Below are 15,536 nucleotides of genomic sequence, written 5' to 3' on the forward strand. Positions count from 1 at the left end.
AGTGCGGATGATGGCCACCATCCCAAGATCGAATCGTTACTTTCACGAGATGTGAGCCAGAGCCGGAAGTCGCGAACGAAACCACAAAAGGCAAGAAACACAACGCCGCCCTCATCTGCCTGGCCCGCCGCCGCTCAGACGTCATCTACGCCATGCTCCGCGACAAGCAGCCCTACCAACCCACACGCAAACCCACCACCCGAGCAGCTTGACGAATCCCATAGGGACCCCCGCCTGCGCGGGGACGACATCACGTACAGGGCGCGGTCCGTCATGAACCCGCCCCGCTCGCGCGCCACCGCGTCCTGGATCGGGGCTCTTAACCTTCAGCAGGCATCAGCAGCCGAAACGGACGAATCTGTCGGAGCCTTCCACCAGACTGATAGCTAGGCAGCCCGGGTCGAGAGAAGTGGAGGGGTGAGCGTCGCGATGGAAGATGCCCCATCGAGCAGCATGGTCGAGTCGCTGCAGTACTTCCACGAGACGCTCGACAGTCACTTTGGTGACCTCCGCGACGCCCGGGCGAAGCTCGAACCCAGTTCGCCGGTTTTCGCGCTGGAGCACGACCTGTCGCCTGAGGACCTCGAACTGCTCAAGGACGCCGTCCGTGAGGCGATCAAGTCCCGCTACCTGGCGCGCTGCCGGGAAGCCTGGCTGCCGTTCGTGGTCTACGCCGCCGAGATGGGCTACGGCTACGTCGGCGATGAGTACTGGACCACCTTCTCGTCCCTGACCCCTCGATGGACGAGCCAGGAGCGCTCCACCATCCGCGCCTGGTTCGTGCGCTTCCACGAGCGTTACGGAGGCGCCCGCCCGACGGGCGCCTGGGCGAACCACTTCAGGATCATCGCTTGGCCGATCACCCATGCCGTGCTGCCCACCTACCTGCAGCGGTACCTGGCCCAGCTCTTGTTCGAGTTCCGCGGCGCTCTCACCTCCGAACTGCTCGATGATCCCGAGACGCTCGGTATCCGGTTGGCCCGCCGAGCGTCGAACTACACCGAGCGCTTCCGCATCTTCTGTGAGAACACGGCGCTCGTCGGCCAACTCGCCGTCGCGCTGCTCTCGGGAGAGAATGAGCCCACGCCGTACTTGTCGGCCGCCACGTTGGCTCGCATCGTGGACGGGCTCTCCAAGGAGCAGCAGGCACACCACTGGCTGAAGTCCGCCCGTGCTTCCGCCAGCCGCGTGCGTGGCTTCCAGCCGACAGGAACCGCGGGCGCGGCCCAGCCGGCGTCTAAGTACCTGCCCCGCGCCACCGACCCCCGTCTGTTCCTCCGGTACGACGGCGGCTGGAACGCCCACGCCAAACTACCTGACCTCACGGTGCTCGGCGCCGGGATGGAAGCGGCCTACAGCCAACTTCGGGTGTCACGCGCGACGGTCAGCGGCGCCACCCGCCCCATCCCGCCGAGCGGCCTGCTCTACCCGGGACAGGAGGTGCAGTTCGCGCGCTGGCCCCAACCCGACCAGCCCTTCTTGCAACTTGACCGTGGCGACGAGGAAACCAACCGCATCCTGGCGACCCAGTGCGTCATCACGAAGGGACCATGGTGGCTGTTCCGCCGCCAGGGCACCGGCCTTGCGATCGAGGTCAAGGGCAAGTTCGTCCGGCCAGGGCACGAGTACGTCCTCGTTGGCGTGGACACGCTGAGTGCTCCGGCAGTGCCGTGGTGTGGCCAGGTGGTCATCAAGGCGGGCGGCGTCAAGGCTTACCGATTCCTGGTGCCACCCCAGCTAAGCGAGAACGAGAAGGCTGCGCTTCAGGCAGCCGGACTCACAGTGGTCTCGCACGTTGCGATCCGGCCGGTTGGCATCGTGGCCAGCGCTTGGGACGGCGAGGGTGAGGCCGAGTGGCTGGCGGGCGAGCCGGCCATGCTCGGCATTCGTTCCGACCTTCTGCCTAACCGCGCCCGCGTCGTGATCGCCGGTGCGGTCTACTTTCTGGAGTGGTCGCCCGGTGAGCCTGAACTGCTGTTCACGCTTGAGGGCCTGCCGGTCGGCACCCACGAACTGGGCGTGAAGCTGCTCGGTGGCGGTGATCGCCAACTCGCAGCAGGCTCATTGGTTGTCACGATCCGCGACCCGCAGGTGCGTCCTGAGGGTGCCGCGATCGGAGAGGGCATCCGCGCGCTCGCCACGCCCACGCGCCCGACGTTGGCCGAACTATGGGACGACCGGGCGGTGGTCACCATCGACGGGCCACCTGGCACCGAGGCCGTCCTGAGAGTGACCCTACGGGGCGGCCAGACGGAACCGCTGGCCGAACTCCGACGCTCTGTGCGGCTGCCGCTGGAGGAAGGTGACTGGCGGGCGGTGGCTAAGTCCATCCGTACGGATCAGCGCTTCGCCAATGCCTACGACGACGCTGAGTCCTGTGTCTTGACAGTGGCACGCGATGGGGTGGGATTTGCGACATTCACCTGCGAAAGGGGGTTTCGTCCGCTTCGTTTGCGTTTCGCAAGGACACATGACGGCGCGGTTGTGGCGACACTGGTCGATCGGACGGACAGCGGGAATACTAGTCTCGACTTCTATGACATCGAAGCGCCGCTGACAGCCATCCAGAAGGACCCAGCCGAACCGTTCGATGTGCCCCCGCGCGGCGGACTGGCCATCGCGCGGGCAGGTGATGCGGTCGCTGCCGCCATCTTGCCGACCAATCCCAACGCGGTGCTGCGCATGCCACCCGCGCAGCCGGTCGTCTCCTCGGGCGCGCACTCGTCGAGCGAAGTGATGCGGCTCGCTGAAGGGCACCAGCGGTGGATCACGGCCGAACTCCCCGCTGACGCCTTCGCCGCGTACGAGCAGCAGATCGTGGGGGACGCCATCGCCCGCGCCATCGGCACCCTTATCGGCGGCAGCTACTGGGCTGCCATCGAGCGGAAGGTGGCCGGTGCGCAGGACGCCGCTGATCACCTGGAGGGTATGCAGGACGCGGTCGGCATCTCAACCGAGCACAAGGCGCTCGCCTCGACCATCGCCTACAGCCTCTACAAGTGGCTCAAGCCCGAGGACCTGCTGCTCGGGTTCCATGAGGTCATCACACCGCACCTCGCCGCTCACGGTATTTCGGGCAAGCCCTCCACGCCGCACTTCCTCCTGATGCTTGCCGGGTGGCGCGGCTACATCACCGAGTGGGAGCCGAGCGAGGCCGCCTTCGTCCTAGAGCAGGTGTTGAAGTCGCCCGTACTGTACCGAGCGGCTCGGTTCGCCGTACTTGGCAGGCGTGCCCTCAACGACGCCGATGGCGTGGAGCGGAGCTTCTGATGAGACCCACCAAGCTGACCGTCGACGACACGTCGCGACTGGCGGTCGAGACCCTGGGACTGGAAGCCGACGCCATCGGACTGACGTCCGCCGAGGGCCTGGCCGCCTCCCTGCGCCGGGCGGCATCGTTCATGTGCCCGACCAGCCCGAGCAGGCTGGTCGACGCGGTGCTCGGAGCCCTCCGCCCGCTCCACGGTGAAGATCTGGCACGCAACGATCTGGTCGACCTGCTCGACCAACTGGTGGCCTTGGGCGATCTGCTCGAACTGCGTCACGAGAGCGGGCGTTCGACCCGCTTGCTCTATCTGGGGCCCCCGTCCTTCATCGAACGTGTCCCTGGCACCTATCTGCTCATTGGGGTTCGTCCCTTCGGCGCGCCCGTGATCGGCGCCGAACTCGCGGACGCGATCGAGTACGAGGGGCACACCCGCACTCTGAGGATGGACCCCGCCGAAGCCGAGAGCGAACTCCGCTCGCGGGGGCTTCAACGGGTACCAAAAAACCGCTGGTTGTCCAGCCCGAGCGTCGAGGCTCCGGCGGATCTCATCGAGCGTCACCGCGCCAGGCTGAACGTCGCGGCGGAGGCTGGCGAACTCGGAGGACTCCAACTGCTCGATCCCGCCACGAGGGTGCGGTACTACCGCGGACGTTGGCGGTCGCCCGCCGCGACGGACACGGGGGACTTTGTCGCTCGCTGGCCCCAGGCGTACGGAGCCGACCTGTGGTGCCTCGTGCGCTTCAAGGCGGGTGCAGCGATCAGGCTCATGGAGTTCCCCGTAGAGGATCCGGTCGTCCCGGGACGCGATGAGGCCTGGCGCTACCAAGCGGCGGTCGATGCGTCGCGCGGTGCGCCGCAGCAGTTCCGCCTTCGGCATGGCCGTAGTCCGAGTGACGATGTGATTCTCGCCTTCTTCTCGCCGTTGCCTGGTTTCGCGGAGCGCTATGTGCGGTTCGCCGGTCTGGCCCTCGGCAAGACCCCGGGAGCGTTGTTCTCGTTCCGGCTGCCCGCTGAGGCTGTGGAGGACACCACGACGTTCCTGACTGACATGCTTTGGATGACCTACCAGGAGGACAGCGGTGGCGAGTGAAGCGCCCACGATCGCCGAGACGATCGCTGAGATTCAGGCCGCCCTGTGCGACTACATTGAGGCGACGTATCACGTCGGCCATCCGGCGGTTATCGAGCAGCGGCGGCAACTCCTCACGACTGAGGGCGTGCTGTTCAAGGCGCCCTACATCGAGAGCACTCCGCGCTACCGGACGAACCGGCGCTTCGCCGAGCTTGACCTCGACCCGCAGGTGCAGCCGCTCTTCGGACTACTCACTCAGAAGATGGGTGACCTCGACCGGCTGCTCTACGACCCGCCGTACACACATCAGGCCGAGGCGCTCGAATGGACCTCGCGCGACGGCAAGAGCCTGGCGATCACGACCGGTACGGGTTCCGGTAAGACGGAGTCCTTCCTCCTGCCGATGCTCGCCAAGCTCGCCGCCGAGGCGGCGCACCGCCCGGACTCCTTCGCAGCGCCCGCCGTGCGCGCTCTGATCCTCTATCCGATGAACGCGCTGGTGAACGACCAGTTGGCCCGCCTCCGGATGCTGCTCGGCGATCCGCGCGTGACTGCGCAGTTCCATGCCTGGGCGGGCCGTCCGGCCCGCTTCGCGCGCTACACCAGTCGCACGCTGTATCCGGGCGTGCGTACGAAGGACAAGGACCAGCGGCGGCTCAGCTCCATCGAGGACTTCTACATCCTTCTCATCGACCAGGCGGCAGATCCTTCCTCACCCGGCCATGCCCAGGCTAAGGCGCTCAAGGAGAAGCTGGAGCAGCGCGGCAAGTGGCCGGCCAAGCCTGATCTCAAAGCATGGTTCGGGCCGCACGGCTCCCGTTGGCAGGATTCCACGACTGGAGCGTTCGTTCGTGCCGTCACCCAGCCCGATGACCCGGAACTACTGACGCGCCACGAAGTGCTCAGCGCGCCGCCCGACGTGCTCATCACCAACTACTCGATGTTGGAGTACATGCTGATGCGGCCCTTGGAGCGGCCGGTCTTCGATCACACCCGCCAGTGGCTGGCCGACAACCCCGAGGAGAAGTTCTTCCTGGTGGTCGACGAGGCTCACCTCTATCGGGGCGCGGCAGGTGCCGAGGTGGCGCTGCTGCTGCGGCGCTTGCGTGCCCGGCTGGGGATTCCGCCCGAACGGCTCCAGGTCATCACCACCAGCGCCAGCTTCACGACGCCCGAGTACGCCCGTGGCTTCGCCGCCCAGCTCACTGGCAAGGACCCCAACGACTTCCGCACGGTCACCAGCCAGTGGGCGCTGCGGGACGGCGCGGCGGTCGGGTCGGCAGACGACGCCTCGCTGCTGGCGGCCGTGCCGTTGGAGGATTTCTACGCGGGCGAGAAGGACACGGAGCGCGCGGCTGCCGTGTCCAATCTCCTGACTGAACGTGGCGTCACAGATCATGGCCGTGGCATCGGGGTGCTTCTCGATGAGGCGCTGGGGTCGTACGGGCCTATGAACCTGCTCGTCAACGAGACGATGCAGAAGGCCCAACCGGCCAGCGAACTCGGCGTGGCCATCTTCCCGGGGGTCGATGCATCCCTCGCCGACAAGGCAGTCACGACACTGGTGGCGCTCGGAAGTGCCGCCCGCCGGACGCCCGATGAGGCGGGTCTGCTGCCGTGCCGCGTCCACGCCTTCTTCCGCGGGTTGCCGGGCCTGTGGGCTTGCCTTGACCCGGAGTGCGTGGCAGTGGACTGGAACACCCTCCCAGCAGGGCACGGCCCCATCGGCAAGTTGTACGCCCAGCCGCAGGCGACCTGCGACTGCGGCGCCCGGGTCTTCGAGTTCTACACCTGCCGCCACTGCGGCTCAGCCTACGCGCGGGCCTACACCGACAACCTCCAGGAACCCGACTTCCTGTGGCATGAGCCCGGCGGCGCGTTCCAGACAACCGCTGGCTCCATTCCTGAACTGCTCCCGCTCGACCTCCTGCTCGAGGAACCCTCGGCAGGGCAGGTGGAGGTAGCCGAGATCGACCTCGTAACTGGCCGTCTGAGGACCGAACATCCGCCGACGCGCAGCCGCGTCGTCTTCCTGCCGAAGCTTCGCAGCGGTGAGATCGTTACCAGCGACGACGATGATGACGACAGCGACGACCAGGCTGAAGCCAACGGCGAGTTCAAGCCATGTGGCGTCTGCGGCCAACTGGCCGGGTACGGCCGATCGTCGGTGCAGGACCACCTGACGAAGGGCGACCAGCCGTTCCAGGCCCTGGTGACGCGCCAGATCGAGGTGCAGCCGCCGAGCGCGCCGTACTCGGGCTTCGCGCCCCTGCGCGGCCGTAAGGTGCTGGCGTTCTCCGACTCGCGGCAGGTCGCCGCCCGGCTGGCGCCCAACTTGCAGGCCTACTCGATGCAGGACGTGATCCGACCCCTGATCCTCAAGGGATGGACGGACCTTGCCGCCCCGCCCGGCGTCGCCGCGCAGCTCAGCCTGGAACGGCTCTATCTGGCCGTGATGGTGGGTGCCAAGCAACTCAAGGTGCGGTTGCGCCCTGAATTGCGCCAGGCGGAGTCGCTCCACGTCTTGCGCGATGTCGGCAAGGCCATCGACAAAGGCGCGCTGACAGGCGACGTCAGCGCCATGATGGAACTCCTGATGCTCACGGCCCAGCCGCCCCAGTCGCTACTGCGCGCCATGTATGCGACGCTGACGGACAAGTACTACGGCCTGACGTCCCTTGGACTGGCCTCTCTGCGGGAGAAGGCCAGCATGACCGCCGAACTGCTGGACCAACTGCCCGCCATTCCCGGCGTGGCGACCACCGACGAAGAACGCCTGGCGCTCCTCCGGCTCTGGTTGACCCAGTGGTCGACCCCGGCACGCGGCATCTGGTTCCCCTCGATGACGCAGGAGTGGTGGAAGCAGAAGGGGGGCGTCAAGCCGCACTCCGGCAAGTTCCGGACAGTCGAACGTTGGCTCAGCACCCCGGCGGCAAAGAAGGTTTTCAAGGCCTCGTGGCTTCCCACCCTCTTGCCGAGGTTCTGTGAGCTGCAGGGCGGCAAGTACCGGCTCCTGGCAGGCAACGTTGCCTTGGACGTCGGCGGCCTGTGGGGCTATTGCGAGCGCTGCCGCTTTACGCAGCGCCCGTTCCCCGGGTCGACCAAGTGCGTCGGCTGCGACGCCGACCGGGTGCGCACGCTCGACCCCGAGACGGACGAGGTCTTCCAGGCCCGCAAGGGCTACTACCGGGAGAGCGCGGAGCGCGCCCTCAAGACTCCCGACAAGCCGATCATGAGCATCATCGCGGCCGAGCACACCGCGCAGCTCAACGCTGCCCAGTCCGACGCGGTCTTCTCTCGCGCCGAGGAGTACGAACTCCTGTTCCAGGATGTCAACGTTGGGGCGCCACGTCCAGGCGAGCAGGAGCGCGCCGCCATCGACGTCTTGTCGTGCACCACCACGATGGAGGTCGGCATCGACATCGGCAGCCTGTCCGGCGTGGCGCTGCGCAACATGCCCCCCTCGCGCGCCAATTACCAGCAGCGGGCCGGTCGCGCCGGTCGTCGCGGCAACGCCGTCGCCACCGTGGTGGCATTCGGCAGCGCCGACACGCACGACGATCATTACTTCCGCAATCCGGACCTCATGATTCGCGGCGAGGTCGACGACCCGATCCTGACGCTGGACAACGATGAGATCGCGCGCCGCCATGTCATCGCCTATCTGCTGCAGCGCTACAACCAGGACCGGCTGCCGCAGATCGAACCGGAGGACCAGCCCCAGCTGTTCGAGGTGCTCGGCATGGTGCGCGGCTTCGTCGGAACGACCTCTCCGCTGAACCGCGCCGACTTCGAAGAATGGCTGAACGAGCACGAGGCGACGCTCCGAAGCGACATCGACGCTTGGCTGCCTTCGGAACTGACCTCGGAAGCACGCACCAGCGTCCTCGATGGGCTGGTGACGCGCACCCTGAGCGAGATCGACTCGGCGCTCAACATCGAGCCGGACGGCACACTGCCGGAGCCCGGGGAGGGTGACGCCGCGCCCGAAGACGAGGAAGTCGAGGAGGGTAATTCGGGAGAGGACGGCGCTGAGCTGCCCAGCGAGATGCGCAGTCAGACCAACCTGCTCGACCGCCTTCTCTACAAGGGCGTTCTGCCACGCTACGCCTTCCCGACCGACGTGGTGGCCTTCCACGTCTTCGACCGCGACAAGTCGGAGCCCTTCCACACCGAGTTCCGCTACGCACCCAGCCAAGGGCTGCCGATCGCGCTCAGCCAGTACGCCCCTGGCAAGGTCGTGTGGATCGACAACAAGGAGTGGACGTCAGGCGCGATCTACGCACCGGTGCACAAGGATCGCTTTCAGGCGTGGCGTGACAAGTGGCTCTACTTCGAATGCCAGGTCTGCCACTACGCTAAGCACTTCCCGTACGACCAGGCAGAACGCGGCGAGGAGCGGGACTGCCCGGCGTGCGGTGCGGTCGGGAAGTTCGGCAAGGCCATGAACTGGATGCGTCCGCCGGGCTTCGCTCACCGCGCCAACGACGACCCGGGCACGAGTCCTGACGATGCGCCCGCCAAGAGCTACGCGACGCGCGCCAAGCTGGTGGCCGAAGGGCCTGAGGAAGAAAAGGCGTGGGACCACGTCACCGACCGGTTGGAGCAGACTTACCGCCGGGACACGCTGCTGGTCACCAACACGGGACCGCGCGGCGAAGGCTATACGTACTGCACCCGCTGCGGCCTGATCGAGCCGACGAAGGGCGCCACGGGCATTGTGTCGGGAACCCACCCGAAGCCCTATCCGGATGAGCGGGAGCCTGACTGTCAAGGGTCGGCCTCCACACGCGGCCTGGTGCTCGGCACCGACTTCATCTCCGACGTACTGTTGGTGCGCTTGAAGGTCGAGAAGCCGATCACACTCCAGCCAGAACTACTGTCGACCCAGGTGGCCCTGCGGACCATCGCCGAGGCGCTGACCATCGCGGCGACCGGCGAACTCGATGTCGATGCCAGCGAACTCCAGGCTGAGTACCGTCCCGCGCTGACCCCAGCGGGGAACCGCGGCCTTGAAGCGGAGATCTACTTGTACGACACGTTGGCCGGCGGCGCGGGCTTCACCCGCCGGGTGCATGGTCACGGGCTCTCAATCTTCGAGATGGCGTTGGAGCGGCTGGAGGACTGCCCGGCCGACTGCGACGCCTCGTGCTACCGGTGTCTGCGCAGCTTCCGCAACCGCTTCGAACACGGCCTGCTGGACCGCAAGGTCGGCGCGGCGTTGCTCAAGTACGTTCTCGACGGCACGGTGCCGACGCTGGACGACGTGCGCGTCGACCAGTCGATCGACAAGCTCCTAGCCGACCTCAGCAGCCGAGACATCGACGGCATCGAGTTCCTCAAGAACGAGCCGGTCGCGGTCGACGGCCTGGGCACGATCACGGCGCCGCTCCTGGCAAGAGGAAGGGGACGTGACCGCATCTTCTACATCCAGAGCCCGCTGACTCGAGACCAGCCGCCGACCCAGGAACTGTGGGACGCCAAGGAACTCGGCGGCGTGCCGGTCTACCCGGTCGACGACATGGTGGTGATGCGCAATCTGCCCGTGGCGAGCCAACAGGTGCTGCGATGGCTGATCTGAGCGAGCTGCGGATCTTCGAGACTGGCGTGGCTTCCGGGAAGGCCGTCCTTCCACCGGCTCCGACGATGTGGAGCTATTCGTCACTCAAAGATGTCGAGACGTGCCCGATTCGGTATTCCTTGTCTCAGGCCGACTACCCGGACCTATGGGAGCAGCACGGTTATCCCCGCCTGCCAATCCCGGCGGCGATCCGCGGCGATGTCGTACATGGCGCGCTGGAGATCATCGTGGAGGCGCTGGTGAAGGCCGGATGCTCGTCCACCCGTTCAGCTGAAGCCGTCGCTGTTCTCCGAGAACTCGGCGGCTACACCAAGGTCGCAGAGGACGTGTTGGCGATACAACTGGCCCGCTTCGATGGGAACCCCCGCCTGAGCAGCGACCGCCGCGAACAACTCGCACGGTCGCTCACCGACTGGGTGCCAGAAGCGCGCGAGCAGATTCAGACGTACCTCAGCCGCTTGGAACTCCGCACCCCAAGCGCGCCGGCTCGGGCCCGGCCGCCGGCGCCCAGCGAGCCTGCGGTGCGCTACCCTGTGCGGCCGGGCGACCACCCGGAGAAGGAACTCATTGCTGAGTCGCTCCGGCTCAAGGGCCGCATCGACCTCCTCAGCGTCGACGCGGACGGTGTCGCGATCACCGATTTCAAGACCGGAGCGGAGGACCCGGCGCACCACGACCAATTGCGTTTCTACGCGCTGCTCTGGGACGCCGACGGCGCTGCCAACCCGGACAGACTGGCCGTCACGTCGCTGATTGCCGCCTATCCCACCCACGAAGTCCTGGTCGCGGTGCCAACTGCGGACGAGCGTGCCCGCCTCAGCGAAGCGGTCGCCGCAAGGATCAAGGCCGCTGACACCGCCATTGCGGCGGATGCGCCCGCCGCCGTGCTCGGCGAGCACTGCGGCGGCTGCAGCGTTCGAGGACTCTGCGCCCCCTACTGGGCCACCGGTGTCACGCCGACCGCCGACGTCGCCGATGGTGCCTGGTACGACCTGGCCGGAACCGTCGTGCAGGAGCACGGCGTCAAGAGTTGGGTGCTGCGTGAGGCGCACACGGGGGTCGACGTCCTGGTGCGCACACCGACGCCATCCTTCTCCTTGCCGCCGGGGCGTGACGTTCGGATTCTCGGTGCCAGGCGCACAGTCGACACTGACGAAGAAGAAGCGCTCATTGCCGTGCTCGCAAGCGTCTCGGAGGTGCTGGAACTGACCGACTAGCCAGTCATCCCTCGTTGGCAGAACGCGATGAACCGACCGGCAGCAACTCGTCGTCGCCCGGCGCCGGGACACGCGCTCCGTGACGAACTGGCCGTACCAAGCGGTGCTGGCGCATGGCCTCTTGCACATGCTCTTGGGCTGCACGCTTCCGAGCCCACCGTGTTTGCCACCACTCGGCGACCGCCGCCCCGGCATCATGGGGTTCGGGATCGAGGAGGTAGACCGGTTCCTGGTCGATGCCGAGCGAGTAGTCGCGGACATTCTCGACCAACGGAACCCCGTACAGGATGCGCTCCCGGCCGTGCTTCAGGAGTTCGTTGGTGGGCCAGCCGAGAGTAGCCAGGCCGAGGCGCACCTTGCGCAGGCGGGGGCTGACGCCCTCGCCGAACAGGCTGTTCACGCGGACCAGGCCGCCGCTGTGCTCGGACAGCCGGACCAAGGCATCGACCGTCGCGTCCGAGAAATGCGACGTGCCGAACGACCTCGAGCGCCCAAGCTCATGGAAGCCCATGCGCGCGTCACCCGGCCCGCCCATCGCTGATGCCGGCCAGAACAGCCGGTTGTATTGGCTTGAGCCGGTGCCATAGAGGGAGGTGGTGCCAACGAAGGCCAGCCGGGCCTCGCGGGTGATCGGGCGCCCCGCCATGGCCGAGGCGATCTCGCTGGGACGTGAGTACTTGGCACGATAGGCAGCGAGAACCGTGGGCGACACCGCCAGCCCGCCGACCAGCTTGCCTGCCGCAAGTGCGTTGTAGGGCGCGATGGCCCCGCAGACCGTCAAGTCGGCGATAACAGTGCCGACCCGTTCACCCCGAGCGCGCCGTGCGACCCGGCCGATCTGCGTCTTGGCCTTCGGGTCTGCCAGCGCTTTGCGGAGTTCAGCGGCAGTCGGCATGGGGCCCAGGTAGGAGCCGAGCAGCCCTTGGATTTCCAGCGTTTCCGCCAGCAGCGTCGACCGCTTCGATCGGAACAAATGCGTCTCCGCGCGTTCGATCCAGGCGTCGGTCTCGATGTTGCGGACCTCGCGGATGGTGCCGCCCCGATGATGCTTTGCCCGGTGACGCTCGGCATCAGCGCGGAGCCGGGCGACTACGTCCGGCGTAGGTTCCTTCAAATCGTTCGGTTGCAGCACGCCGTCTCGAAGCAGGTCATCGACGTAGATCTCGCAGCGCTGCGTCTTGATGCGTCGTGCCAGCCAGCGAGCGACCTTGTCGGTGGGCTCGGCCTCGACCGTCGCCACGAACCGCTTGGTGTCCCACTGCATCCAATTGTCGCGCTCGGCGATCTGGACCACAGGGCTTGAGATGGCGGCAAGCCCTATCACGGCATGGTGCACGGTGGCAGCGTCGCGGATCAGGATGGGCATAGACCGGCCCGGCACGGTTGAGTAGGCGTTCGACCAGGTGTGTCGGAAGTAGCGCCAGATGTCGTGCAGCTTGAAGCCGGTCAGTTCGCAGGTGCTGGACGTGTCCACGATCTGCACGTAGGGCTGGATGACGTCACTCGCCTCGGGAGCGGAGGCGAGGGCATCGGCAAGTTCGTGGCCGTCGCGCATCAGGTTGAAGATGGACACCAGCCGACTACCGTGCTGGTGACTGCGCTCCATGCTCTGGATGAAGCGCCGGACGCTCGGCTGGCGCAGTTGGGCGTCGCGGCGCAGGTGCTCCTGCCTGCGGATACGTGCCTTCTCCGTCTCGCGGTCGGTGTGCGTCTGCGGCGGGCTCAACAGCGGGCCGTGTCGGTCGACCGTCACCGTCCATCCCTGGTCAACGAGGTCGATGACGGTGTGGGCAGCGGCCGCGAGGCGCGGCTTGTTGTAGAGGTCGTTGAGCTCCGCGGCTCTGATCCAGAAGGCGTGGTCGAGCGGCATGTCGGGGTCGAACCGTGCGTGGGCCAGCAGGCGGCACAGGCGCAGGAAGCCCTTCCGCTCAGCGCCGGTCGCACCGGCCTGGAGCGAGAGCGGGACGTACTTGGCATCGTCTTTGCTGGTCATGACTTCTGCAGCATTCGCCCGTAGGTGCTGCTCCATGCCTGGACAAGATCGTTCAACGGACGTCCGGCCCGTTCCAACTGCACAGCGCTCCGCGCGAAGGACAGCAGGAACAGTTCGATCGAGGTGCGGAGTTCGGCTGCCGCTTCGCCCTCGATGGACTGGAGCGGCTGGTAGAGGGCAGCGAAGGCCGGGTGGTCGGCATTGAGCGTCAGGTCGAGTGTCCGCTGCGCCAGCTTGGACTCGAACATGGCGTCCATCGGGAGGGCATCCGACCCCAGGCGATACTGGATCGCACCGCTCCGTCCGCGTGAAGCGATCACGGGCAAATCGGGGTCGGCGGCTGCCGCGATCCGGCACGAGGCCTCGGCTGCGGCTTGGAACTTCACGTCTTCGAAGGCCTGACGCACCCGGGCGTGGAGGAGGCGGGCGATTGACTCCAGGTCGTACTCAAGGGCGTCGCGGAGCGTGGCAGAGGGACGGATGCCTTGCTTGTTGATCGTGATGCCGAAGTGCTCATCGAGCGCGGGCTGGAACTCGATCTCACAGCGCCACCAGTCGTCGTAGTTCTCCTTGCGCTTGCCGCCCATGAGGTGCCAGCCGCTGGCGATCTCCCGGCCGGCACGCAGGATCGAGACGCCGCCTCCTCCGACGATGCCCATGCGGCGCTTGGTCATGTTGTCGAGGTGATGCCAGCGCTGCACGGGCAACATGGCGAACCGCACCGTGACGACCGACGTGTCGCCGTCGGTGGTCTCCAACTCGTAGGCAAGCTCATCGAAAGCGAGCCGCGCTGTCGCGCCTTGGACCTCCGTCGTGAGCAGCGTCGGGTCGATCGCCTCGACCGGCGTCCCGTTGATCGTCATGGTGAGCCCGGCGGTGAGGAAACGCCGGTACGCGCGCCCCAGGTCGCGGTGCAGGGAGCGCTCCAGCCACGCTAGCCGGCGGTACTCGATCCGGTCGCATTGCATCCAGCGGACACGGCATCCGGAGGTACTCGTGCTTCGCGATCCACGGCGGGCGACCAGTGCTGGATCTGCTCCCTCCACGATGGCATCGACGTCGAGCGACACGGTGTGCTCCAGACCGTTGTTCCGCCACGCGGTGACCTCGACGCGCCGCGCCTGACTGAGGCTGGCGGCAGGCAGCCCCATGCCAAAGCGACCGAACGAGTGACGGGCATCGAAGCGCGATGAACCGCCGAAGCGCAAGCAAAGCGCCAGTTCCGCCTTCGACATCCCGACGCCGTTGTCCTCGACCACGATCTCGGGGAGAGCATCCGCCGTGGCGCGGCTGATAGTGATGGCCACTTCCGTGGCCGACGCCTGCAGGGAGTTGTCGACCAGTTCGGCCAAGGCCGCCGAGATGCTGAGGTACCCGGATTCGCGGACGGCGCGGATGAAGTTCGAGGTGACCAGAAGATCGTCGACTCGGTTGGCTTGACGGCTCATAATCCTCCGGACCTCAGGGCGAAACTCTCTGGGTTCAGAGTAGCTCCTCCGAGGGCCGGGCGCACACCAACCACCACTTCGTGCCGTCACATTGCCTCACGCCCGGGTTGAGGTTGAGAGGGTCACGGTGATGCGCTTGGTCTTGGCCGGCTCCGTGAGGTCGAGGCCTTGCCCACCAGCGAGCACGAGTCGCACGGTCGGACGCGACGAGCCAGCGGTCATAACGTATGGCTCGGCCTTCGGCAGCCACACAAGTTTCCCGGTGCGCTGCAGGTCGAAGATCGCCTGATGGTCGGCTGTGGTGACGGTGAACATCCGATCCGAGACGTGCGCGGACTCGATTTTTTCGCCCGCCAACGCGTCAGGCATGGGCGACAGCGACTTCAGTGAGTTGATCCCCAGTACCTGCAGGGTAGTGATCTCCTCGCCCTCAAGGCGCGACAGGATGGCTTGGATCTCTTCGGAAGTCTGAACCGCCGCCATGATGAACATCTTCGCGCACGGAGCCTCCGGCTGCTTCAGGCGGGTGCGCGATCTGCCGTCCTGGGGGTCTGGTCTCGCTGGAGGCGGTGGTGATCTGCGCGGTCTGCGAAGTGAGCGGCCGACGATGAGGCACAGTCGTCTCTTCCTTCTGGGGGATGGGAGGGGGCAGCGCCCGTGGCCCGGGCGTCGGAGGGCGGAGATGAACACGACGAAGCTCGCGGGATTGTCGTCGTCGGCACGGTCCTCGGACCCCCGGCCTCAGGACCTGGAGAGTTCTCACATGTTGCGATGGGTTGAGAGTGACCCGTGAGGTTCCGGGTTGATCACGGACGGTGTAGCGGCGGCGTGACATGCAACAAGACCCCCGTAGAACGGCGATTCTCACAGCAAAACCGATTATCGGAGCCTCGTTGCTTGTGCAGTCTGCCATGCCCGTTGTCCTGGATGCCATTGTCGCCCTGGCCGAGGACGAGA

Annotated in this window: 7 protein-coding genes; 4 read left to right on the forward strand and 3 right to left on the reverse strand. The window is 66.6% G+C overall.

The annotated features are described in order from the left end of the window. The first annotated feature begins 417 nt into the window (after nt 1-417). From ABD808_RS37095 to ABD808_RS37110, 4 genes are read left to right on the forward strand one after another with little or no spacing between them, the layout of a single operon-like run. Nucleotides 418-3,270 (forward strand): hypothetical protein, encoded by a 2,853-nt coding sequence (locus ABD808_RS37095; RefSeq protein ID WP_344907795.1) that lies wholly within the window; start codon nt 418-420, stop codon nt 3,268-3,270. Then, a complete protein-coding gene (locus ABD808_RS37100; protein ID WP_344907800.1) occupies nt 3,270-4,358 on the forward strand; it encodes a hypothetical protein in 1,089 nt (362 codons plus the stop codon). Before ABD808_RS37095 ends, ABD808_RS37100 begins: the two co-directional genes overlap by 1 nt. Continuing rightward, entirely contained in the window at nt 4,348-9,921 is a 5,574-nt protein-coding gene (locus ABD808_RS37105; RefSeq protein WP_344907803.1) for a DEAD/DEAH box helicase, read from the forward strand. Before ABD808_RS37100 ends, ABD808_RS37105 begins: the two co-directional genes overlap by 11 nt. Next, the gene (locus ABD808_RS37110) at nt 9,909-11,138 is read left to right on the forward strand and encodes a PD-(D/E)XK nuclease family protein (RefSeq protein WP_344907806.1); all 1,230 of its coding nucleotides are present in this window, start codon (nt 9,909-9,911) and stop codon (nt 11,136-11,138) included. Before ABD808_RS37105 ends, ABD808_RS37110 begins: the two co-directional genes overlap by 13 nt. A gap of 4 nt (nt 11,139-11,142) precedes the next feature. Here the strand turns inward: ABD808_RS37110 and ABD808_RS37115 are convergent, their stop codons facing one another. The 3 genes from ABD808_RS37115 to ABD808_RS37125 form a co-directional block, all read right to left on the reverse strand. Continuing rightward, nucleotides 11,143-13,131 carry a Druantia anti-phage system protein DruA gene (locus ABD808_RS37115; RefSeq protein WP_344907809.1) on the reverse strand — a complete coding sequence of 663 codons (1,989 nt, stop codon included), beginning with the start codon at nt 13,129-13,131 and terminating at the stop codon, nt 11,143-11,145. After that, the gene (locus ABD808_RS37120) at nt 13,128-14,579 is read right to left on the reverse strand and encodes an ATP-binding protein (protein ID WP_344907812.1); all 1,452 of its coding nucleotides are present in this window, start codon (nt 14,577-14,579) and stop codon (nt 13,128-13,130) included. The genes ABD808_RS37115 and ABD808_RS37120 overlap by 4 nt, the downstream gene beginning before the upstream one ends. Nucleotides 14,580-14,675: 96 nt before the next feature. Beyond that, the gene (locus ABD808_RS37125; RefSeq protein ID WP_344907814.1) at nt 14,676-15,071 is read right to left on the reverse strand and encodes a hypothetical protein; all 396 of its coding nucleotides are present in this window, start codon (nt 15,069-15,071) and stop codon (nt 14,676-14,678) included. Nucleotides 15,072-15,536 lie beyond the last annotated feature (465 nt).

This window comes from Actinomadura meridiana (assembly GCF_039537545.1).
GTDB classification, from domain to species: Bacteria; Actinomycetota; Actinomycetes; order Streptosporangiales; family Streptosporangiaceae; genus Spirillospora; species Spirillospora meridiana.

Bases quoted from the DNA above. Each gene is read 5' to 3' on its own strand.
- ABD808_RS37100 (WP_344907800.1), top strand. From the start codon at position 3,270: ATGAGACCCACCAAGCTGACCGTCGACGACACGTCGCGACTGGCGGTC.
- ABD808_RS37110 (WP_344907806.1), top strand. From the start codon at position 9,909: ATGGCTGATCTGAGCGAGCTGCGGATCTTCGAGACTGGCGTGGCTTCC.
- ABD808_RS37115 (WP_344907809.1), bottom strand. From the start codon at position 13,131: ATGACCAGCAAAGACGATGCCAAGTACGTCCCGCTCTCGCTCCAGGCC.
- ABD808_RS37120 (WP_344907812.1), bottom strand. From the start codon at position 14,579: ATGAGCCGTCAAGCCAACCGAGTCGACGATCTTCTGGTCACCTCGAAC.
- ABD808_RS37125 (WP_344907814.1), bottom strand. From the start codon at position 15,071: ATGTTCATCATGGCGGCGGTTCAGACTTCCGAAGAGATCCAAGCCATC.